At 69.6% G+C, this 21,773-nt stretch carries 21 protein-coding genes; 10 read left to right on the forward strand and 11 right to left on the reverse strand.

What is annotated here, in order from left to right; genetic code table 11:
- The first annotated feature begins 10 nt into the window (after positions 1–10).
- Entirely contained in the window at positions 11–1,507 is a 1,497-nt protein-coding gene (gene glpK, locus AB0L60_RS00095; protein WP_364605147.1) for a glycerol kinase GlpK, read from the forward strand.
- Between the two features lie 49 nt (positions 1,508–1,556).
- On the opposite strand, the gene AB0L60_RS00100 is transcribed toward glpK, so the two are convergent.
- From AB0L60_RS00100 to AB0L60_RS00115, 4 genes are all read right to left on the reverse strand, one after another.
- The gene (locus tag AB0L60_RS00100; protein WP_364605149.1) at positions 1,557–2,738 is read right to left on the reverse strand and encodes a PLP-dependent aminotransferase family protein; all 1,182 of its coding nucleotides are present in this window, start codon (positions 2,736–2,738) and stop codon (positions 1,557–1,559) included.
- Between the two features lie 152 nt (positions 2,739–2,890).
- Positions 2,891–4,078 carry a hypothetical protein gene (locus tag AB0L60_RS00105; protein ID WP_364605151.1) on the reverse strand — a complete coding sequence of 396 codons (1,188 nt, stop codon included), beginning with the start codon at positions 4,076–4,078 and terminating at the stop codon, positions 2,891–2,893.
- A gap of 101 nt (positions 4,079–4,179) precedes the next feature.
- Positions 4,180–5,391 carry a hypothetical protein gene (locus tag AB0L60_RS00110; RefSeq protein ID WP_364605153.1) on the reverse strand — a complete coding sequence of 404 codons (1,212 nt, stop codon included), beginning with the start codon at positions 5,389–5,391 and terminating at the stop codon, positions 4,180–4,182.
- A 198-nt stretch (positions 5,392–5,589) separates the two neighbouring features.
- Entirely contained in the window at positions 5,590–6,993 is a 1,404-nt protein-coding gene (locus AB0L60_RS00115; protein WP_364605155.1) for an NAD(P)H-quinone dehydrogenase, read from the reverse strand.
- A gap of 302 nt (positions 6,994–7,295) precedes the next feature.
- On the opposite strand from AB0L60_RS00115, the gene AB0L60_RS00120 reads away from it, so the two are divergent.
- On the forward strand, positions 7,296–7,775 hold the full coding sequence (locus AB0L60_RS00120) for a gamma-glutamylcyclotransferase (protein ID WP_354830161.1): 480 nt from the start codon (positions 7,296–7,298) through the stop codon (positions 7,773–7,775).
- 120 nt (positions 7,776–7,895) lie between these two features.
- Positions 7,896–8,309 carry a PPOX class F420-dependent oxidoreductase gene (locus AB0L60_RS00125; protein WP_364605158.1) on the forward strand — a complete coding sequence of 138 codons (414 nt, stop codon included), beginning with the start codon at positions 7,896–7,898 and terminating at the stop codon, positions 8,307–8,309.
- An 83-nt stretch (positions 8,310–8,392) separates the two neighbouring features.
- Here the strand turns inward: AB0L60_RS00125 and AB0L60_RS00130 are convergent, their stop codons facing one another.
- From AB0L60_RS00130 to AB0L60_RS00140, 3 genes are all read right to left on the reverse strand, one after another.
- Complete coding sequence (locus tag AB0L60_RS00130) at positions 8,393–9,511, reverse strand: M20 family metallopeptidase (RefSeq protein ID WP_364606669.1); 1,119 nt, start codon at positions 9,509–9,511, stop codon at positions 8,393–8,395.
- Positions 9,512–9,648: 137 nt separating this feature from the next.
- Positions 9,649–10,857 carry a M20 family metallopeptidase gene (locus AB0L60_RS00135; protein WP_364605160.1) on the reverse strand — a complete coding sequence of 403 codons (1,209 nt, stop codon included), beginning with the start codon at positions 10,855–10,857 and terminating at the stop codon, positions 9,649–9,651.
- A 244-nt stretch (positions 10,858–11,101) separates the two neighbouring features.
- Positions 11,102–11,806, reverse strand: coding sequence for an enoyl-CoA hydratase/isomerase family protein (locus AB0L60_RS00140; RefSeq protein ID WP_354830166.1), 705 nt, complete (start codon positions 11,804–11,806; stop codon positions 11,102–11,104).
- Positions 11,807–12,071: 265 nt separating this feature from the next.
- Here AB0L60_RS00140 and AB0L60_RS00145 point away from each other — a divergent pair, with 265 nt between their 5' ends.
- Together AB0L60_RS00145 and AB0L60_RS00150 are read left to right on the forward strand one after the other, a co-directional pair.
- A complete protein-coding gene (locus AB0L60_RS00145; RefSeq protein ID WP_364605163.1) occupies positions 12,072–12,875 on the forward strand; it encodes a purine-nucleoside phosphorylase in 804 nt (267 codons plus the stop codon).
- A 10-nt stretch (positions 12,876–12,885) separates the two neighbouring features.
- Entirely contained in the window at positions 12,886–14,442 is a 1,557-nt protein-coding gene (locus AB0L60_RS00150) for a phospho-sugar mutase (RefSeq protein ID WP_364605165.1), read from the forward strand.
- Between the two features lie 13 nt (positions 14,443–14,455).
- On the opposite strand, the gene upp is transcribed toward AB0L60_RS00150, so the two are convergent.
- Positions 14,456–15,079, reverse strand: coding sequence for a uracil phosphoribosyltransferase (gene upp, locus AB0L60_RS00155; RefSeq protein WP_364605167.1), 624 nt, complete (start codon positions 15,077–15,079; stop codon positions 14,456–14,458).
- Between the two features lie 140 nt (positions 15,080–15,219).
- On the opposite strand from upp, the gene AB0L60_RS00160 reads away from it, so the two are divergent.
- The 5 genes from AB0L60_RS00160 to AB0L60_RS00180 all read left to right on the forward strand — a co-directional run bounded on the left by AB0L60_RS00160 (position 15,220) and on the right by AB0L60_RS00180 (position 18,811).
- Positions 15,220–15,543 carry a type VII secretion target gene (locus AB0L60_RS00160; RefSeq protein WP_364605169.1) on the forward strand — a complete coding sequence of 108 codons (324 nt, stop codon included), beginning with the start codon at positions 15,220–15,222 and terminating at the stop codon, positions 15,541–15,543.
- 94 nt (positions 15,544–15,637) lie between these two features.
- Positions 15,638–16,798, forward strand: coding sequence for an NlpC/P60 family protein (locus AB0L60_RS00165; RefSeq protein ID WP_364605171.1), 1,161 nt, complete (start codon positions 15,638–15,640; stop codon positions 16,796–16,798).
- A 61-nt stretch (positions 16,799–16,859) separates the two neighbouring features.
- The gene (locus tag AB0L60_RS00170; protein WP_364605173.1) at positions 16,860–17,198 is read left to right on the forward strand and encodes a hypothetical protein; all 339 of its coding nucleotides are present in this window, start codon (positions 16,860–16,862) and stop codon (positions 17,196–17,198) included.
- Positions 17,198–17,533, forward strand: coding sequence for a YbaB/EbfC family nucleoid-associated protein (locus tag AB0L60_RS00175; RefSeq protein ID WP_364605175.1), 336 nt, complete (start codon positions 17,198–17,200; stop codon positions 17,531–17,533). The genes AB0L60_RS00170 and AB0L60_RS00175 overlap by 1 nt, the downstream gene beginning before the upstream one ends.
- A gap of 33 nt (positions 17,534–17,566) precedes the next feature.
- Positions 17,567–18,811 carry a primosomal protein gene (locus AB0L60_RS00180; protein WP_364605177.1) on the forward strand — a complete coding sequence of 415 codons (1,245 nt, stop codon included), beginning with the start codon at positions 17,567–17,569 and terminating at the stop codon, positions 18,809–18,811.
- A gap of 59 nt (positions 18,812–18,870) precedes the next feature.
- Here AB0L60_RS00180 and AB0L60_RS00185 read toward each other — a convergent pair whose 3' ends face one another.
- The 3 genes from AB0L60_RS00185 to AB0L60_RS00195 form a co-directional block, all read right to left on the reverse strand.
- On the reverse strand, positions 18,871–19,962 hold the full coding sequence (locus AB0L60_RS00185) for an adenosine deaminase (RefSeq protein WP_354830180.1): 1,092 nt from the start codon (positions 19,960–19,962) through the stop codon (positions 18,871–18,873).
- 130 nt (positions 19,963–20,092) lie between these two features.
- Positions 20,093–20,446 carry an excalibur calcium-binding domain-containing protein gene (locus AB0L60_RS00190; protein ID WP_364605179.1) on the reverse strand — a complete coding sequence of 118 codons (354 nt, stop codon included), beginning with the start codon at positions 20,444–20,446 and terminating at the stop codon, positions 20,093–20,095.
- Between the two features lie 19 nt (positions 20,447–20,465).
- Positions 20,466–21,752, reverse strand: coding sequence for a thymidine phosphorylase (locus tag AB0L60_RS00195; protein WP_364606672.1), 1,287 nt, complete (start codon positions 21,750–21,752; stop codon positions 20,466–20,468).
- Positions 21,753–21,773 lie beyond the last annotated feature (21 nt).

Genomic DNA, 21,773 nt, shown 5'->3' on the forward strand with positions numbered 1-21,773 from the left:
GCCTCGATCAATGCGTCGCTATGTGGCCGCCATCGATCAGGGCACGACGTCGAGTCGGTGCATCGTCTTCGATCATCAGGGCCGAATCGCCGGAGTCGCTCAGCGCGAACACGAACAGCTCTTCCCGCGACCCGGATGGGTCGAACACGATCCCGAATCCATTTGGCGCAACACCGAATCGGTCATCGCCGAGGCATTGCGGAATTGCGGCATCAGCGCCGCGGAGGTGGCGGCCGCCGGTGTCACCAATCAGCGTGAGACCACCGTGGTCTGGGAACGCGCCACCGGCAAGCCCATCCACAACGCCATCGTCTGGCAGGACACCCGCACCGCCGACCTCACCGCGGAACTCGCCGGCGACCAGGGCCCGAACCGCTACGCCGACCGCACCGGCCTGCCGCTGTCCACCTATTTCGCCGGGCCGAAACTGCGCTGGATCCTCGACGCTGTGCCGGGCGCGCGACAGCGCGCCGAGTCCGGGGAACTGTGCTTCGGCACCATGGACAGCTGGATCCTGTGGAACCTGACCGGCCTGCACATCACCGACGTCACCAATGCCTCGCGCACCATGCTGATGGATCTGCGCACGCTGCAATGGGATCCGCAGATTTGCGCTGAATTCGGCGTGCCCATGGCCATGCTGCCCGAAATCCGCAGCAGCTCCGAGGTTTACGCGCCCATCACCACCGGCGCCCTGTCCGGCGTCCCGGTGGCCGGCATTCTCGGCGACCAGCAGGCCGCCACCTTCGGCCAGGCCTGCCTGTCCCCGGGCGACACCAAGAACACCTACGGCACCGGCAATTTCATGCTCATGAACACCGGCACCACCCCGGTCTTCAGTGAGCACGGGCTGCTCACCACCGTCTGCTATCGGCTCGGTGATCAGCCCGCGGTCTACGCCCTGGAGGGCTCGATCGCGGTCACCGGTTCGCTGGTGCAGTGGCTGCGCGACAATTTGGGCATCATCTCCGCCGCCGAGGAGATCGAACCGCTGGCCCGCACGGTCGCCGACAATGGCGGCGCGTACGTGGTTCCCGCCTTCTCCGGCCTGTTCGCCCCGCGCTGGCGGCCCGACGCGCGCGGCGTGGTGGCGGGCCTGACCCGTTTCGTCACCAAGGGGCACCTGGCCCGAGCCGTGCTGGAGGCCACCGCTTTCCAGACCCGTGAGGTCATCGACGCCATGCGCGCCGATGCCGACGCGCAGCGCCTGGATGTCGAGAAGGTCACCCTCAAGGTGGACGGCGGCATGGTGGTCAACGAACTGCTCATGCAGTTCCAGTCCGACATCCTCGACGCCACCGTGGTCCGGCCGGTCGTCACCGAGACCACCGCCCTGGGCGCCGCCTACGCGGCCGGTCTCGCGGTGGGCTACTGGTCCTCCACCGACGACATCCGCGCCAACTGGGCCGAGGACAAACGCTGGACCCCGGCCATGCCGGCCGCCGACCGCGACCACCTCATGGGCGAGTGGAACAAGGCGGTGGAACGCACCTACGACTGGGTGTGAGCACTACTCCCGGTCGGGTGCGAGCACTGCGCCCGACCGGGTGTGGGCACTACGCCGACGCGTGCGCCTTGGCCAGCCGGTCGACGGCTTCCGCGAGCGTCGCCTCGTCGGAGGTGGTGAAGCACAGCCGCATCGAGTGGGTGTAGTCCGTGGAGACGGCGAAGGCATTGCCGGGAACGTACGCGACGCCCGCGTCGAGCGCCCGGGACAGCAGGGCGGTGGTGTCGGTGCCGTCGGTGAAGTCGACCCACACGAACATGCCGCCGGCGGCGTCGGTGCTGGAGACACGGTCGTCGAAGCGGCCGCGCACGGCGTCGACGAGCGCCTTGGCGCGGGTGCCGTAGACCTGGCGGACCGAATCCACATGGCCGGCAAGCCATTCGGTGTCGGCGAGCAGGTCCGCGGTGATCTGCTGGGTCAGCGCCGAACCGCACAGGTCCGCGCCCTGCTTGAGCAGCTCCACGGCGCGGCACACCGGGGCGGGGGCGATCATCCAGCCCGCGCGCAGCGTGGGGGCGAGGATCTTCGAGGCGCTGGAGAGGCGGATCACGTTGGGCGAGTAGGTCGCCACCGGCGCGGGCGAGGGCCGGTCGAACCAGAGTTCGCCGTACGGGTCGTCCTCGATGATCCAGAAGCCGTACTGCTCGGCCAGATTCGCCAGCTCGCGGCGACGCTCGGGGCTCAGGGTGACCCCGCCCGGATTGTGGAAGTTGCTGACCGTGTGGACCACGGCCGGGCGCTCCCCCGCCGCCAGCAGCTCACGCAGGGCGTCCAGGCGCATGCCCTCGGAGTCCAGGGGCACGGCCACGATGCGCGCCCCGGCGGCCCGGAAGACCTGCAGCGCACCGACATACGCGGGATCCTCCACCACGACCAGCGCGCCCGGGTCCAGCAACACCTCCGACAGCAGCGACAGCGCCTGCTGCGAGCCGTGGGTCACGAAGATCTCCTCGACCGGGACCGCGCGGCCCAGCCGGGCGGACTCGCGGACGGCCAGCACCTCGCGCAGCGGGCCCCAGCCCGGGGACTCGGTGTACTGGAGCCGGGAGCGGTCGGACAGCGCCGCGTCGGCGGCTACCGCGATGCGGTCGCGGGGCATGAGTTCGGCGTCCGGCAAACCTCCGGCCAAGCTGATGATGTCCGCGCGCGAGGTGAGCTTGAGCAGGTCACGAATCGCCGAACTCTGCAGGCCGTCGAGACGCCGCGCGAGGGGCGGGAAGGTCGCGGACATGGAAACACCTCCGAAGGCGATACCGGGGTATGCGAAATTCCACCATGTCACATGCCTACCAGGATATGAAATCCCATTCCCGAATCATGGGACGATAGGTCCACTTCGGCGCCGGTGGACCGGCCCGGCTTCCACCAGACGCCCAGGTCCGGCTACTCGATCGACATGATCAGGTGTTTACCGTCACGCACCGTGGTCACGATGTGCTCGGTGTAGACATCGGTGGTGCCGTCCGCGTGATGCTCGGTGATGTCCACGTCGTGGGACTCCGGGCCGACCTCGACGATCTTCAGGCAGTAGGTGGTGCCCGGCTTGAGCAGATCGATGCCCTTGTGCTGGATGACGTCGGCCGGCTGGACCGTCGTCGCCTCCGGCACCACGAACGTGCGCGCCTTCGCGCCGTTGCGGTCCACGTAGAAGGCGTGCTCGAAGCCGAGAATCGCGTCGACACCGCTGCCGGTGCCGCCCGCGCCGTTGCCGATGGTCAGCTTGCCGTCCTGCTTGGCCGGGCAGCTCAGCGCGGCGTCGGTCGCGGTGGGCGCGGCCGCGCCGGTGGTGGTGGCCCCGCCTGCCGCCGTGTCGTCCTTGCCTCGGGTGACCGCGAAGACCGCGGCGCCCGCCACCGCCAGCACCAGCACCGCCGCGCCCGCGATCAGGCCGATCCGGCGCCACGGCGGGCCCTCGGATTCCGGTTTACGTTCCGGCACAGGGGTTTTCGGCGCCAGCGCCTTGGCGATCGGATCGTCCGCCCAGGACAGCGATTCCTCTTGGGCCGCAGCCGATTCCGATGGCGGCGCGGGCGGGAAGCCGCTGGGCGCGGAGCGCCACCAGGAATCCGCGGGCCCGTCCGGCTCAGCGGTCTCGTCGCGGCCCGCCGAATTCCGTTCGGCGGCCCCCGGATCAGCGGGGCGGGGCATCGCCGCGTCCGCGGCTGCCGATTGCGACCCGCCAGGCGGGATTCTCACGGTCTGTTCGACATCGGCGGCACTCGCGGGCTGCCCGGCGCCGTCCACGGCCGGATACTGGCCCGTGGACATGCCGGTGACGGGCGGGTACTGACCGGTGACCGGCTGCCACGCGTCGGGCGCGCGAAACTGCGGCGGCGCGCCCGCGGGCCGCCAGGACAGATCGGGACTCTGCGGAGCGGGCGCGGGACTCCAGCCCGGGGCGGCGGCGGTGGGCGCGGGGCCGAAGTCGTTCAGCGAGGGGCCGAAATCATTGAGCGACGGCCCGAAATCATTGAGCGAGGGCCCGAACCCGGAGTCCGGCGTACCGGCCGATTCCGGCTGCTCACCCTCGGATATCTGACGGTCGGCGGATTCGTCCTTGCCCGAAGCCATCACCCGTCCTTTCGCCACAGACGCGTGGGGCGGTCGCTCCCGACCGCCCCACGCGACAACACTGCTCCCGCCGGCACCGTATCCGGTCCCTGACGGACCTGTCAGTACTGAACCGAACCGCCCACCTGCGCGGTTACCCCGGCGACGTCGACCGATTGCGACGGCCGATCGCCCTCGGGGAGCTTACCAATCTGGGCCGCGGCCTCCAGGACTGTAGCGCCGCCCGGCAGCAGGCGGATGAAGTTCTCGGCATCGGCCTTGGCCGCATTGGCCGCGGCCGTGTCGAGCACGAACTCCATCTTCTGGTCGTTGTCGGGACCATTGCCCGCGAACGCGGTCACCTTGATCTGGTTGACCTTGGTGAAGTCCAGCGACATGCCGGCCTCACCGATGCCGCCCGGCGTGGTGTAGCCGATGGTGCCGACGTAACCGTCCAGGTTGCTGAAGTGGTGGGTGTTGGCGGCCCAGCCCGGCAGCACCGCGCCGCCGTCGAGGTTGACGCCGAGCTCGGTGTGCGGACCGGTCATCTCGACCACCGGCGCGGCCGGGGCGGTGTCCACCGCGGGCGACTGCCAGTGCGGCTGCTGCTGCGGGTCGACGGTCGGCTGGCCGGTCATGGTGTCCACGGCCGGGTCCTGGTTCGGGGTGGTGACGGCCGGCTGCGCGTTCTGGTCGTTCGGCTTCACCGGCTGCGCGCCCTGCTGACCCGGCTGGGTCGGCTGGGTCGGCTGGCCGGGCTGGGTCTGCTGGCCCGGCTGGTTCGGCTGCGGGGTGGTGACCGCGGGCTGGGCCTGGGTCGACTGACCCGGCACCGGCAGCGGCGCCACGCGCGGCACGGTCACACCCGGCTGGGAGGGCCGCACCGACTTGGGCTGCGCGGGCTGCGGGTCGGTACCGGCCGGCTGCACGTTCGGATCGCTCTTGGGCGCGTTGGCGTCCGGCTTCGGGGTGGCGCCGTCCGGCTGGGTGGCGCCCTGCGGCTGACCCGAATCCGGCTTGGCCGCACCGTTGTCCGGTGCCGGGGTGTTGGGCGTGGTCGGGGTGGTGACGCCCGGCTGGCTCTGCTGCGGCTTGGTGGTGCCCGGCTGCACGTTCTCCGGCTTGGGCGCGGGCACGACCTGCGCCTTCGCGTCCGGGGCCGGCGATTCGGTGGGCGGCTGGGTGCCGTCGGGCTGCTGCTGATCGGCCGGGACCGCGCCCGGGTCGGCGGGGGCGGCATTGGCGGGCGCGGACAGCAGCGACACCACCGCGGCCGCACCGGCCAGCGTCAGGGAGGTGCTCGCCTTGATCCGACTCGGCTTGCGGTGCTTCACGTTTCGCTCAATTCCTTCGTCCCTCGGCGGCACGATCGCTCCGGGCATCGAAGAGCCTCGCATCGGAGGGGAATTGAGAACCCCCCGTTACGTAACGCTCGCGACCGCCCTGCCGATCGCTTCCGCCGCGAACTTAATCACAAGGGAGACAAGGCAGCAAGACGGGCCGGTAACAAAGGAGCCCGAAACGTGTTGCGGCTAGTCCAGATCGTCGTGCCGCATGAGCTGACGCGCGGCCTCGGTGACCGATCCGGTGAGCGACGGATACACCGAAAACGTCTGCGCCAGATCATTCACCGTGAGGTTGTTCTGCACCGCCAGCGCGATCGGCAAGATCAGTTCCGAGGCGATAGGGGCCACGACGACACCACCGATCACCACGCCGGTGGCGGGGCGGCAGAAGATCTTCACGAAACCCCGTCGCAGGCCCGACATCTTGGCGCGCGGATTGGTGTTCAGGGGCAGCATGACCGTGCGGGCCGGGACCTCGCCATTGTCGATGGCGGTCTGCGAGACGCCGACGGTCGCGATCTCCGGGCGCGTGAACACGGCGGAGGCAACGGTCTTCAGGCGAATCGGCTGCACGCCCTCCCCCAGCGCGTGGTACATGGCGATGCGGCCCTGCATGGCGGCCACCGAGGCCAGCGGCAGCAGGCCGGTGCAGTCGCCGGCCGCGTAGACGCCGGGCGCGGTGGTCCGCGAAACCCGGTCCACCCGCAGGTATCCGCCCTTGTCCAGCTCGATCCCGAGCCGTTCCAGACCCAGCCCGGTGGTGTTCGGAATGGAACCGACGGTCATCAGCGCGTGGGTGCCGCTGATATTGCGGCCGTCGGACAGCTTCACCACGATGCCCTCGGCGGTGCGTTCCACCGCGTCGGCGCGGGCGTGCTTGACCAGCTCCACGCCTCGCTCGGCCAGCGCATCCTCCAGCACCAGGGCGGCGTCGGCGTCCTCGCCGGGCAGCACGCGGTCGCGGCTCGAGACGAGTTTCACGTGCACGCCCATCTCGGTATAGGCGGAGACGAATTCGGCGCCGGTCACACCGGAACCCACGACCACCAGGGTCTCGGGCAGCTCCTTGAGGTCGTAGAGCTGACGCCAGTTCAGGATTCGCTCACCGTCCGGTTCCGCGCCGGGCAGCACGCGCGGGCTGGCGCCGGTGGCGATGAGCACCACTTCGGCCTCGATCACCCGCTCCTGACCGTCGGCGAGGGTGGCCTTGACCAGGTGGGTGGCCAGACCCGGGGCCTGGTCGATGAGTTCGCCGTAGCCGGACAGCACGGTCACGCCGGCGGTCTGCAGCTTGGCGCGGATGTCGGAGGACTGGGCCTGCGCGAGCGCCTTGACGCGGGAGTTCACCTCGGCCAGGCGCACCTGCGCCTGCGAGGGATGCACGGTGATGCCCAGGTCACGGGCGCGGCGCAGATCGGTGCGCACGCCGGTGGAGGCGATGAAGGTCTTGGACGGCACGCAATCCCACAGCACGCACGCGCCGCCGATGCCGTCACTGTCGATCAGCGTGACCGGCGCCCCGTGCTGTGCCGCCACCAGCGCCGCTTCATATCCGGCGGGGCCGCCACCGATGATCGCAATGCGGGTCATTGTTCCTCCGCTTTCAGATCGGCGCCCGGGATCTCCGGTGCCGGTCTCTAACGTTATCCCCGCAGCTACCCACAGCTTTAACCGCGTCTCCGGACAATTTTCGCACTGTGGCGCATTCCATTCGGCGAGGCGGCGTGTCATGACGGGGGCGCGCGAACTCGCTGTCACCCCAGGCAGAACCGGCTCCGAGCGGGGCGGACGAGTCCTTTTGGCGACTCCTTGGCAATCGATCGGGCCCGTGCGAACCGCCTTGTGATCGGGATCGGGGATGGTCTTGCGGGTTTGTTCGATAGGCTTCTACCGTGCCGATTTACGCCGCCTACGGGTCCAACATGGATCCCGAGCAGATGCTCAAGCGCTGTCCGCACTCCCCTGTGTATGGAACCGGCTGGCTGGAAGGGTGGCGCCTCACCTTCGCCGGGGACGACATCGGCTGGGAGGGACCGCTGGCGACGGTGGTCGAAGAGGCCGGGCAACGGGTCTTCGTGGTGCTCTACGACGTTCCCAGTGAGGACGAGCTGAGCCTCGACCGCTGGGAGGGCTCGGACTTCGGCATCCACAAGAAGATCCGCCTGCGCGTCACCACGAACGCAGGGACCGGCAACGAGCCGGTGCTGGCCTGGCTCTATGTCCTGGATGCCTACGAGGGCGGGCTACCCTCCGCGCGCTACCTGGGCGTCATCGCCGATGCCGCCGAGAAGGCCGGTGCGCCAAACGATTACACGCACGCGCTACGCACCCGCAACAGCAAGAACGTCGGCCCCGGCACCTTCGGGCCTTAGCACGCGCGGGGCATCGGACGCGGTGCGACGGATCAGCGGGGCCGGGGCCGGAAGATTCGGCGCGGCGCCGCTGTTACGGGAACCGGAAACGATCTCCGAACCGTCGAAAGAGTGAAGCCGATGCCCGCCACCCCCGTGCCCGCGCCGATCGCCGAATTCCTGTCCCGCCCCAACCCGGCGATCTTCGCCTCGAATCGCCCGGACGGCCAGCCGGTTTCGGTCGCCACCTGGTATCTGTACGAGAACGGCCGAATCCTGGTGAACCTGGCCGACTTCCGTAAGCGCCTGGACTACCTGCGCCAGGATCCCCGCATCAGCCTCACCGTTCTCGACGGCGACAACTGGTACAGCCACGTCAGCATCCAGGGCCGCATCGTCTCCCTGGAGAACGACCCCGACTCCTCGGTCATCGACCGCATCGCCCAGCACTACATCGGCAGCGACTACGCCGTCCGCGACCAGAAGCGCGTCTCCGCCTGGATCGAGATCGACCGCTGGCACGCCTGGGGCGACATCGCCAACAAGGTGAAGTAATTCCCGTCGGCAAGGCGAAGCAATTCCCCGAAACGTGAAGCCGGGCCGCACTTTTCAGTGCGGCCCGGCCTCGTTGTCGTTGGTCAGCGGGCGTTCAGCACGATGTTGGTGAAGACCCGGACTCCGGCGGCGAGGGCGCGCTCGTCGAGGTCGAAGGTGGGCTGGTGCAGGTCGAGTTGCTCGCCCTGCCCGGACCAGACGCCGAGGCGGGCCATGGCGCCGGGAACCTCCTCCAGATACCAGGAGAAGTCCTCGCCGCCGCCGGACTGCGGGGTGTCGGCGAGGGCGTCGGGGTCGAGACCGCGGATGGCGTCCTCGAACATGCGCACGGCCTGCTCGTCATTGACCACCGGCGGCACGCCGCGCTTGTAGTTGAGCTGGTATCGGACGCCGGTAGGGGCCAGCAGGCCCTCGACGATCTCGCGGACCATGGGCTCGAGCAGCGACCAGGTGGCGTGATCGCCGGTGCGGACGGTGCCGGTGAGCATGCCGGTCTGCGGAATCGCGTTGGGCGCCTTGCCCGCCGACACCGCGCCCCACACCATGACCGTGCTGGTGCGCGGGTCGATGCGGCGGGAGAGCAGGCCGGGCAGGCCGGTGATGACCGTGCCAATGGCGTAGACCAGGTCGCTGGTCAGGTGCGGGCGGGAGGTGTGGCCGCCGGGCGAGTCCAGCACCAGCTCCACGGTGTCGGCGGCCGAGGTGATCGGACCGACCCGGATACCGACCCGGCCCACCTCCAGCCGCGGGTCGCAGTGCAGCGCGAACATGCGCGAGACGTCCTCCATGGCGCCCGCGGCGACCATATCGACGGCGCCGCCGGGCATGACCTCCTCGGCGTGCTGGAACACCAGCCGCACGCCGACCGGCAGGTCCTCGATCTCGGCCAGCGCCAGCGCGGTGCCGAGCAGGATCGCGGTGTGCGCGTCGTGCCCGCAGGCGTGTGAGACGCCCGGCACGGTGGAGGCGAACGGCAGCCCGGTGTACTCCTGCAGCGGCAGCGCGTCCATGTCGGCGCGCAGGCCGATGCGCGGGCCATCGGGGCCGATGTCACAGATCAGGCCGGTGCCGTTCGGCAGCTTGCGCGGCTCGAGCCCGGCCTTGACCAGCCATGACTCCACGAATTCGGTGGTACCGAACTCGGTCCGGGACAGCTCCGGGTTGGCGTGGATATGGCGACGCCACGTCGTGAGGTCGTCCATGTGCTCCGCGAGCCACGACTCCACTACCTCGTACCCGGTCGCCGATTCCGTCGCGGCGCCGGCCGGCGTCTGCGTGTTGTTCACGCACGACGCCGCCAGTGGTCCGTTGACGCGCGCCGCGGACCGGCCGGTTGTGCTCACCGAATGTCCTCCTGTCGCTGAAACTGCCGTTGTATGACTCGTTCCGACAACCTATCCCTGTGCAATTTGTCGCCTGCGATGTGTATCGCGGTGCGAGCCAGTGCCGTTGCCCCGTCCAGGACGGCGCGATCGGCCGACGCGTTCACGGCGGCAGCCGCGAACGCGGGCTGGTGGGTCACCGCACCGCCTGCATCGATGCCGATGACCGGGTGGATACCGGCGATGACATTGGTGACATTGCCCATATCGGTGCTGCCCAGCGGCCGTGCCGCCTCGAATTCCGGGGCGATCGGCTCGCGGCCGAGTGCGGTGATCTGCTCGCGATAGGCGCACAGTAGCGCGCTATCGGGAGTGAGCTCGGTGTATGTCGGCGCAAGCTTCCGGATTTCGTGTGTGCACCCGGTCGCCAGGGCACCTGCCTCGAAACATGCCGATGCTCGTTGCATCAGATCATCGAGGGTCGCGGAGTCGACCGCACGTAGGTAATACAGCAGTTCCGCGTGTCCGGGCACGATATTCGGGGCGACGCCGCCCGATCCGACTATACCGTGGAGTTGTTGTCCGGGCAGGAGATGTTGCCGTAGCAAACCTAGAGCAACTTGCGCGACGGTCACGGCATCGAGGGCATTGCGCCCGTACTGCGGCGCGGCGCTGGCATGCGATTCCCGGCCGTGGAAAACCACCGACAAATCGGCGAGGGCCAGCGAATGCGCACCCGCGATGTCCTCCGGGCCCGGGTGCACCATCATGACCATGGCGACATCGTCGAAGACGCCGCGCTCGAGCATGAGCACCTTGCCGCCGCCGGACTCCTCGGCGGGCGTGCCCAGCACCTTCACCGTGATGCCGCAGGCGTCCGCGACCGCGGCCAGGCCCAGCGCCGCGCCGACCCCGGCGGCGGCGATGATGTTGTGGCCGCAGGCGTGGCCGATTTCGGGGAGGGCGTCATATTCGGCACAAATGCCGACGACCAGGTCTCCGCTGCCGTATTCGGCGGTGAATGCGGTCGGCAGTTCCGCCACGCCGGATTCGATGCGAAATCCGCGTTCCCGCAACGGCTCGATTGTCTTTGCGACGCTGCGGAATTCCTCGAAGGCCAGCTCGGGTTCCGCATGAATGTCGTGGGAGAGTGCGATCAGCCGATTGCGGTACCCGGCGACGGCCGCGTCGGCCGCGGCGAGCAGGGCCGGATCCGCCGATGCCACGGCAGCATTCGAGGACGGCACGGACGAGTCGTGCCGACCGATCGGTACGCAGGATCTCCGGTCATCGCCGTTGCGCGATGGTGACATTCCAACAGTCTCGCACTGCCGCGCAACTCTGTCGCAGCAGGTAAGCCGGAAAATCTCCGGCAGAGTGCGGGACACGCAGAAATCATCGCGGCACGCTCAGAAATCCGGGGTTCGAGGACAAGCCCTCGAACCCCGGCACAGCGGAAGGAACGGACCCTTACGGATTGAAGGCCAGGTTCTCCGGGGTCGTCTCCACGGCCAGCCCGGCCAGCGCCTGCTGGTGCAGCGCGCGCTTGATGACCGGCAGGTTCGGCTTGCGATTGCCCTTGAGCATGTCGGCCCGCGCGACCGCGGTGGCAAGCAACACATCCGCATCCGCCTTGGCATCCACAATGCCCGCGGCGATGGCGTCATCGGCGCCGTAGCGGCGGCCGGTGGTCATGGCCTCCACCGCGACCTGATTGACCAGGCGATTGGTCAGCAGCGCGTTCATGGCGACGGTGAACGGCATGCCCAGGTGCACCTCGGGCAGGCACCAGAAGCCACGGTCGGCGCGCATGACCCGGAAGTCGCAGGAGGTGGCGAGCATGGCGCCCGCACCGAAGGCGTGGCCGTTCACCGCGGCGACCGTGGGCAGGCCGAAGGCCAGCAGACGGCTGTAGAGCGAGTGCACGCGGTCGAGGTACCAGCAGTTCTTGTCGAAGTTGCCGAACAGCCAGTCGGTGTCGAGGCCGTTGGAGAAGAACTTGCCGTCGGCGGTGACCACCAGGGCGGCCGGGCCCTCGGACGCCTCGACCTCGTCGAGCAGCGCGTGGACCTCGGTGATCCAGTCGGGGTGGAAGCGGTTCTCGTTGTCGATGGCCTGTCCCTCGGTCCCGAGGTACAGCACGAACACATCCCCATCACGCTTCAAATACGGCATGCGTGCAGCGTAGCGGGGGCGGGGCAGATACCTACCGACGGGTATTTATGCCGACCCGACGACCGATTTCGCGAGGATCGGGGTAACTCATCGGGTGCGCCCGAAATCGGGTCGGCACCCGACCGCCGGCACGCATGCGCGACTGCAGGCGGCACCCGAGCCGGGCGCAGAAATTGCGGGAGGCGGTTCCGACAAAGGGAATGAAAGCGGCAGGTCGCGGGCACACCCGGGGCGTGCGAGATCACCTGGTACTAGGGTGGGCGACATGCTAGCCGAGAAGGCCATGGGCGGGGTTTCCGAACTAGCCGCCGAAGCCATTGCGCAACGAACGGGAGTGCAGCAGCACCGGATTGCCGTGGTGCTGGGGTCCGGCTGGCAGGAAGCTGCCGCCGAGATCGGCGAACCGGCCGCCTCCATTCCGATGGCCGAGGTGCCGGGATTCGGATCGCCCACCGCCCAGGGGCATCAGGGCACCATTCATTCCGTCACGGTCGGTGACGCGCCGGTGCTGCTGCTCATGGGCCGCCAGCATCTCTACGAGGGCCACGCGCCCGGCCAGGTCGTGCACAATGTGCGCACCGCACTGGCCGCCGGCGCGCGGACCGTGCTGCTCACCAATGCCGCGGGCGGGATTCGCGACGGGCTGTCGGTCGGCGAGGCGGTACTCATCTCCGACCACATCAACCTGACCGGGCGCACCCCCATCGAGGGCGCGAACTTCGTCGACCTGGTCGACGCCTGGGATCCCGAATTGCGGGCGCTGGCAAAGGAAATCGAGCCCGGCCTGACCGAGGGCGTGTACGCGGGCCTGACCGGGCCGCAGTACGAGACCCCCGCCGAGATCCGCATGCTGCGCACCATGGGCGCGGACCTGGTCGGCATGTCCACCGTGCTGGAGGCCATCGCCTGCCGCGAGGGCGGGGCCAGGGTGCTCGGCATCTCGCTGGTCACCAACCTGGCCGCCGGGGTCACCGGCGCGCACCTCTCGCACGCCGAGGTGCTGGCCGAAGGCCACGCCGCCGCACCGCGATTGGGCAAGTTGTTGCGCGGCGTGCTGGAACGCCTCTAGGCGCGCGGGGATGCTGCGCTTCGGAACCGCCGGGCTGCGCGGTCCGCTCCAGGACGGCCCGGACGGCATGAACGTGGACACCGTCTCGCGGGCCTCCGCCGGGATCGCCGCCTGGCTGCGCGACCGCTGCCTGGGCGGCGGACTGGTGATAGTGGGCCGCGACGCCCGGCACGGCTCCGCCGAATTCGCCGCCGCGACGGCGGAAGTCTTCGCGGCGGCCGGTTTCTCGGTGCTGACCCTCCCCCGCCCGCTGCCGACACCGGTGGTGGCCTTCGCGGTCCGCGAACTGAAAGCCGTTGCCGGAGTACAGATAACCGCCTCCCACAACCCCGCCACCGACAATGGCTACAAGGTCTACCTCGACGGCGGCTCCCAGCTCATCCCACCCGCCGACGCCGAGATCGAGCGCTGCATCGACGCCGTCACCGGGCACATCCCCCGCACCGATCCCGGACCGGCCGCCCCGGACCCGGGCATTCTCGGACTGCCCGCAGGCACTCCCGCCGCAGAATTGGGCGAGGAGATCGTCCGCCGCTATCTGGCCCGAGTCACCCTGCTGCCCAGCCTGATCGGCGGCGAGGCCGCGACCCGGCGGCGCAGTGAGATTCGAATCGCGCTGACCGCCATGCACGGGGTCGGCGGGGAGTTGGCGGTGGCCGCACTCCGGGGTGCGGGGTTCGGCGACGTGCTGGTGGTCACCGAGCAGTTCGCGCCGGATCCGGATTTTCCGACGGTCGCGTTTCCGAATCCTGAAGAGCCGGGCGCGGCTGATCTGCTGCTGGGGCTGGCCGAACGGCTGGACGCGGATATCGCCATCGCGCTCGATCCGGATGCGGATCGGTGCGCGCTCGGGGTGCGGGGACCGCACGGGTGGCGGATGCTGCGGGGCGACGAAACCGGGGTGCTGCTGGGCGATTTCGTGCTGCGGACGGCCGCGCCGGACTCCCTGGTGGCCACCACCATCGTGTCGTCGCGGCTGTTGAGCAAGCTGGCTCCGGCGCGCGGGGCGCGGTACGCGGAGACGCTGACCGGGTTCAAGTGGCTGGCCCGCGCGGGCGCGGGCCTGGTGTACGCGTACGAGGAGGCGATCGGCCACTGCGTGGACCCGGCCGCGGTGCGCGACAAGGACGGTATCTCCGCGGCGGTCATCGCGGCGGATCTGTTGGCACAGGTGAAGGCGGACGGGCGGACCCTGTTCGACGTCCTCGACGACTTCGCGGTCGAATTCGGTGTGCACGCCGGGGATCAGGTGTCGTTGCGACTGCCGGATGTGAGCGAGGCTGCGGCCGTGGTGGCCCGGCTGCGTGAGATCCCACCGACCGAGATCGCCGGGGAAGCGGTGAGCTGCACCGATATGGCCCGGCTGCGCGGGCAGATGCGTACCGACGCACTGGTTTTCGAGGGCCCGACGGTACGCGTAGTGGTCCGGCCGTCCGGTACCGAGCCGAAGCTCAAGTGCTATCTGGAAACGTTCGTGCCCGTGGCCGATCGGGACGGGCTCGCGAAAGCCAAGGCCGCGGCGGCGCGGCGGCTCTCCGAGATCCGGGTGTTCTGCGAGAAGCTCTGAGCCCGGAAGTGGTTCAGCGCGGGCCGAATTGGCGGTCGCCGGCGTCGCCGAGACCGGGGACGATGTAGGCGGCGGAGTTGAGGCCGCGGTCCACCGAGGCGGTGACCAGGCGCACGGGATGACCCGATTTCTCCAGGGCGGCAATGCCTTCCGGTGCGGCGACCACGCACAGCACGGTGATGTCGCGAGCATTGCGGGTGGCCAGCAGGTCCAGGGTGTAGACCATGGAGCCGCCGGTGGCGAGCATGGGGTCGAGCACCATGACCGGGGTGCCGGACAGGTCGTCGGGTAGCGACTCCATGTACGGGGTCGGCTGATGCGTCTCTTCGTCGCGGGCCAGGCCGACGAACCCGATCCGGGCGTCCGGAATCAGGTTCTCCGCGGTCTCCACCATGCCCAGCCCCGCGCGCAGCACCGGAACCAGCAATGGCGGAGCATTCAGCCGCGTCCCGTCCGCGGCGGCCACCGGCGTGGCGATCGGGAATCGCTCCACCGGGGCTTCCCGCATGGCCTCATAGACCAGAATCCCGGTCAGGTCCCGGAGCGCGGCCCGGAAGGTCGGATTGGTCGTCCGGGCATCTCGCATGGTGGTCAGCAAAGCGGCAGCGAGCGGATGGTCCACGACGAGTGTGCGCATACGAAAACCATAGGTCAGCACCGCCGTCCGCGATCCCCGCCCGCCGGAATTCTTCCGCCCCGGGAACCGCCCGGCTCCGCCCCGCGTCCAACCCCGTGCAGCACACATCCATCCCCGCGACCGGCATGAAGGGGGCATTCATGCACCGCCTCTCGATCCATTCCGACGGCCTCACCGCCTACGCGACGACCACCACCGTCCTCGCCGCAGACCTCGCGGCCGCCGCCGCGCATGCCGCCACCGCCGCCCCCGAGCTACTCGTGCCCGCCTTCGGCCTCATCGGCACCGACTTCCTCGCCGCCTACGCCGCGGCGCACGGCACCCACGTGACCACTCTCGACGAGGTCTCGACGGCCCTCGCCGCCACGAGCGCCACCACCTCCACCGCCACGTCCGCCTACACCGGCCACGACAGCGCGTACGCCGCGACGCTGGCCGCTGTCGGCACGGAGTCGAGCGCGTGACAGCAGCACCCGAGATCCGCTGGGCGGCAGGGCGATGCGGCGGGGTGGATCGAAAGAGGTTGCCGTGCGCGAGGACTCGGGCGGGAGTGGGCGGATGAGCGGGGAGCCGGCGGTCGGGGCGCTGGCGGAGCCGATCGTCGAGTTGCTGCGCAGCTTCGGGTCCGGGTCCGGCGGGGCCGCCGAGGTGCTGCGGGAGACGTCGGCTGCTGTGGAGCAGGTTCGCGCCGAGAGTCAGGCGAGTGTCGACCGGATGTCCGACGCGTGGCGGGGGCGGGCCGGTGATGCGGCGGTGGTCGAGGGGCTGCGGGTCCAGACCTCGGCCGCCATGGCGGCGGAGCGGGGGCGGGCCATGGCGGCGATCGTGGCGCGGGCGGATGCGGAGGTCGCCGCCGGGCGGCGGGAGGTGGAGGAGATTCTGCGTTCGTTCACGGTGGAAGTCGAGGCGATGGGTGCGGCCGGGTTCACCGCGGGTGGGGTCGCGGCCCTGGTGGAGTCGGCGATCGATCACATCGGGCAGGCCATGCGGGTGGTCGAGCGGGTGCGGGCCGAACTGGATTCGGAGACTGCGCTCATGGCGGAGTTGGCGCTACCTGTCCCGGCGCCCGGCCAGGTGACACCCGGGTCGTCCGGACCGGGCGATGCGGTGGTCGTACCGGCGGCGAGCATGCCGATGGACAGTGTGGCGCCGCAGGCCGGCGCGAGCCTCGCGGCCGCCGGGGGCGCGGTCGCGGTGGCCGGGGACACACTGCTCGGGTCCGGGCTCTCGCCGGGCGGCCTGCACACCGGCCCGGCATCGGTGGCGACGCTGAAGACGCCTGATCGCGGCCATGATTCGACGGTTACGCGGCCGCAAGGGGGTGGGGTGCGGGTGACGCTGCCGGATGGGAGCACCGTCGAAGCGCCGAATCAGCAGGCGGCGGACGCGGTTCGGAATGCGTTGAGCGCGGTGGGGACGCCGTATGTGTGGGGTGGGGAGACGCCCGGGGCAGGGATGGATTGCAGCGGTCTGACCCAGTGGGCCTATGCGCAGGCGGGTGTCTCGCTGCCGCGGCTGGCGCAGGAGCAGGGGTACGGGCACCAGCGGGTCGGTCCAGGGGACTTGATGCCCGGAGATCTTGCGGTGTGGGACGGCCACGTCGCGATGGTGATCGGGAACGGGCAATTGGTGGAGGCGGGCGATCCGGTTCGGGTCGGGCCGATCCGGACCGAGAACAGCGGGATGCGGTTCCTCGGTTTCTACCGGCCCACCGCCTAGGTACTACCGGCCCACAGCTGTGGCATTCGGGCCACGAACAGGCGTTTCGAAGGGAGACAGGATGACGCGACCACAGATTCCGGCGGTGACCGTCGCCGCGGCCACCAATCGATCCGGCACGATGACGGTGCGCGCCACCGATCACGGCATACCGGTGGAGATCCGGTTCGAGCGCGCTGAATACCGGTACGGCGCACCGGCTCTCGCCGCCGAGATGCTGCGGCTCACCCAGCGCTCGGCGATCGTGGCCCGGGCGCGGCGGCGCGAGCAGCTGGCCGAGGCCGGCGTCCCGGAGGCGATGCTTGACCGGCTGGGCCTGCCCACCGGGCGGGCCGCGGCGGACGAGCTGGACCGGCTCGACGACACCGATACCGGACAGACCAGTTGGCTGTGGAACTGATGAGCGCCGAAATGGACGCACTGGTCAAGGGCGTCAACGACAAGCTGGAAGCGCTCGAGGCCACGCTGCACGGGCTGTCCCGAATAAGGGGCCGCTGCACATCCGAGGACGGTGCGGTGACCGCCGAGGTCGATGGCGACGGCGCGCTGACCAGGCTGTGGCTGGCCGAGTCGGTGGCCTCGCGCGCTCCCGCCGAGGTGTCGCGGCTGATCCTCTGGACGTGTCGGCAGGCGGTCGCCGAGGCGACCGCGCGCCGCTCCCGAATCATTGCCCGATTGAACGACTCACTGTCCGGCGGAGACGCCTCCAGAAATGTTGGGGGGCGGCCCGGATAGTGCCTGACGCGACGACTGGATAGGCTTCCGGTCATGGCTTCTGGAGACATCGTCCCGATCGCGCTCGGCCTGACCAAAGGCGATCTTGTCACCCTCTGGGCACCCCGCTGGCGAGACGGTGACGATGAGTGGCAGGCGTTCCTCGGTCACGAGGAAGACCTGTACGGATTCGAGTCCGTCGCGGAGCTGGCCGCGTTCATCCGCACCAACTCCGACAACGATCTGGTGGATCATCCGGCCTGGAAGATCATCGCCGGATTGTCGGCGGCCGAACTGGAGCCGGAGGAGCAGTACGTCTTCGATCTGGTCGGCGTGCCCGAGCTGGCCGCGGACGACCCCGACCCGGAGGTGGTCTCCGAGCTCGAGGAGACCCTCGAGATGGTCCGCAATATCGGCGACGTGTGCGAACTCGACACCGTCACCAAGTTCTTCGGCTCGCACCCGGTGCTGGGCGCACTGGCCGGCGGCGTCGGCGCCTTCGCCGGGCGCGAGGGCGAGGAACTGTGGGACCAGATCGGCGCGGCCATCGCCAAGGATTGGGAAGCGGTCATCGACGCCATCGACTCGGTGGTGACGATTCCGGAGGTGGACGCCGACGCGGTCTCGGTCGCCGAGGCGGAACTGCTTGCGGCGCAGGAGAACATCGTCGACGCCGAGGACGCGGCCGAGAGCGATGACGACGAGATCGAGGCCGTCGACCTGGACGAGGACGACGAAGAGGACGAGGAGCTCTCGTTCTGGCACGAGGTCGGCATCGACCCGGTCAAGATCGTCACCTCCGACGGCACCGTCTTCACCCTGCGCTGTTACGTCGACGACGAGCCCATCTTCCTGGGCAAGGACGGCAACATCACGGTCTTCGGTTCCGAGCGCGCCCTGGCCCGCTACCTGGCCGACGACCACAACCACGACCTGGCCCGGGTGAGCACCTACGGCGAGGTGCAGACCGCCGCCGTGGACGGCTCCCTCGATGTCGAGGTCGACGAGGAGAACGTCTACGTCCTGCCGGGCCTGTCCGAGGATCTGGCGGCCGGCCCCAAGTCCGTGGACACCGACCAGCTCGACCTGGCCGTCGAATTGTTCACCGACGCAGCCGATTATGCGGAGGACGACTCCGTCGAATCGGCCCTGGCCGTGTCCACCCCGCTGGGCTGGTACGTCTCCTACCTGCTCAACCCCGACCCGACCCGGATGGCCCCCAACCCGCCGTTCGCGGCGGAAGCGGATGCCTGGAAGGTCCTGGAGTCGGCCTTCGAGGGACGCCTGCAGAAGGGCTGATCGGAGACACGATTCGGGCCGCACCTCCGGGTGCGGCCCGAATTGCTTTGCGGGACAACCTACCCCAGCAATACCGCGTAGCCCGGCTTGATCACCTCGTCGATCAGGCGCAGACGGTCCGGGAACGGGATGAACGCCGACTTCATGGCATTGATGGTGAAGCGTTCCAGATCGCTCCAGCCGTAGCCGAAGGTCTCCGACAGCTTGAGCATCTCCTTGCTCATGGTCGTGTCGCTCATCAACCGGTTGTCGGTATTGACCGTCACCCGGAAGCGCAGGCGGGCCAGCAGATCGAAGGGGTGCTTGTCGAGCGAGGGCACCGCGCCGGTCTGCACATTGGAGGACGGACACAGTTCGAGCGGGATTCGCATGTCCCGCACATAGTTCGCGACCACGCCGAGCTTGGGACCGTCGGCCGAATCGGTGATGTCGTCGGTGATGCGCACACCGTGGCCGAGGCGCTCACAGCCGCAGAACGCGACGGCCTCGTGAATGGACGGCAGCCCGAAGGCCTCGCCCGCGTGAATCGTGAAGTGCGCCAGGTTGGCCCGCATGTAATCGAAGGCGTCCAGATGGCGGCTGGGCGGATAGCCCGCCTCCGCGCCCGCGATGTCGAAGCCGCCGACGCCGCGGTCGCGCCAGCGCACGGTGAGCTCGGCGATCTCGCGGGAGCGGGCCGCGTGCCGCATGGCGGTGAGCAGGCAGACCACGGTGATCGGGGTGCCGGCGGCCGCGGCCAGGGCCTCGCCCTCGCGGAATCCGGCGATGGTGTGCTCGACCACCTCGTCGAGGGTGAGCCCGGCCTCGAGGTGCTGCTCGGGCGCGAACCGCACCTCGGCGTAGACGACGCCGTCGGCGGCGAGATCCTCGGCGCATTCCCGGGCCACCCGGCGCAGGCCCTCGGGGGTCTGCATGACGGCGACGGTGTGCGCGAAGGTCTCCAGATAGCGCTCGAGCGAGCCGCTGTCGGCCGCGTCCCGGAACCAGTCCGCCAGCGCGGCGGCATCGCCTGCCGGTAACTGGTCATAGCCGCAGGCGCGAGCCAGCTCCAGCACGGTCGCGGGCCGCAGCCCGCCGTCGAGGTGATCGTGCAGGACCGCCTTCGGAGCCTGGCGGATCGAAGCGAGAGTGAGGGGCATCGGTCCAGTCATGTAGCAACGTTAGCCGCATTCCCGTGCCGCAGCAGGGCGGTTGACCGGACTCACCCCACAGTTCGGCATGTCGTTGCCGTCACGTTGCTGACCAATACGAATCCTTCACCTATCGGGCACCGGCGAGCACCTAGCGGGAGCAGGCGACGCCGGTCCCGTCCGGATCGAGCAGCACCGAATACCCGGGCTGGCCCAGGTAGATCGGGCCTCCGCCCTGCGCCCATACCTGTTCACAGCTGGTGTAGACGGGTGACGGTTTGGCCTTCTTCTCGGTCGAGGGCGGCGTGACATCGCCGCGCGAGAGCGAGTTCGGCTGATGGTCTCCGGAGGAATCGGATGGAATATTGTCCGCGGGCGAGGCCTGCGCGACCGGCGCCGGCGACCACGCGGCGGGCAGCACCGCACCCAGCGGCGCGACGAGGCCGAACACGCCCAGCGCGGCCGCCGCCGCGGCCCGGCCTCGGAAATCGGTTCTGTGCTTCACAATCCCAGGCTAGGCCGGGTCAGGCGGTGATGCGGCCCAGAATCAGCGGCTGCTGTTCCACCGGCTCGGTCTCGGAGATGGTGTACGCGCCCCGCAGGATCTCGAGCGCGACCGGGAACGCCTCCGGAGTATCGGTGTGCAGGGTCAGCAGCGGCTGCCCCGGAACTATGGAATCGCCTGGCTTGGCATGCATTTCGATACCCGCCCCGGCCTGCACCGGATCACCCTGCCGCGCCCGGCCCGCGCCCAGCCGCCACGCGGCCAGTCCGACATCGAGGGCGTCGAGGCGGGTCAACGTGCCCCCGCCGTCGGCGCGCAGGGTTTCGGTGTGGCGGGCCTGCGGCAGCGGCGCGTCCGGGTCGCCGCCCTGGGCGCGCACGATGGCTCGCCACTGGTCCATGGCCCGGCCGTCGGCGAGGGCGTCGGCCGGGTCGATGCCGGTGATCCCGGCCTGCGCCAGCATCTCCCGGGCCAGGGCGAGGGTCAGGTCCACGACATCGGCGGGGCCGCCGCCCGCCAGCACGTCCAGGGATTCGCAGACCTCCAGGGCGTTTCCGGCGGTATGGCCGAGCGGGGTGTCCATGGCGGTGAGCAGCGCCACCGTCCGCACGCCCGCGTCGGTGCCGAGTTCGACCATGGCGGTGGCGAGTTCGCGTGCCTGATCCAGCTGCTTCAGGAAGGCCCCGCGACCGACCTTCACGTCCAACACCAGCGCCCCGGTGCCCTCGGCGATCTTCTTGCTCATGATGGAGCTGGCGATCAGGGGGATGGACTCCACGGTCCCGGTCACATCACGCAGGGCGTAGAGCCGTTTGTCGGCGGGCGCGAGGTCGGCCCCGGCGGCGCACACTACGGCCCCGACGGCGGGATCCGACAGCAGTTTCCGCATGCGGTCCACCGGAATGTCGGCCTGCCAGCCGGGAATGGCCTCCAGCTTGTCGAGAGTGCCTCCGGTGTGGCCCAATCCGCGCCCGGACAGCTGGGGCACGGCGGCCCCGCACGCCGCGACCAGCGGCGACAGCGGCAGCGTGATCTTGTCCCCCACCCCGCCGGTGGAGTGCTTGTCGACGGTCGGACGGCCCAGATCGGTGAAGTCCAAACGCTTCCCGGTGTCGATCATGGCCCGGGTCCAGCGCGCGGTCTCGCGCCGCGTCATGCCGCGCCACACGATGGCCATGGCCAGCGCCGACATCTGCTCGTCGGCCACCTCTCCGCGGGTGAACGCGTCCACCACCCAATCGATCTGCGCGTCGCTGAGTTCACCGCCGTCACGCTTGGCCCGAATCACGTCCACCGCCGAGTGCACACTCACACCCTCCACCCTGGC

The sequence above is a fragment of the Nocardia sp. NPDC051981 genome (assembly GCF_040680715.1).
In the GTDB taxonomy this organism is placed as follows: domain Bacteria; phylum Actinomycetota; class Actinomycetes; order Mycobacteriales; family Mycobacteriaceae; genus Nocardia.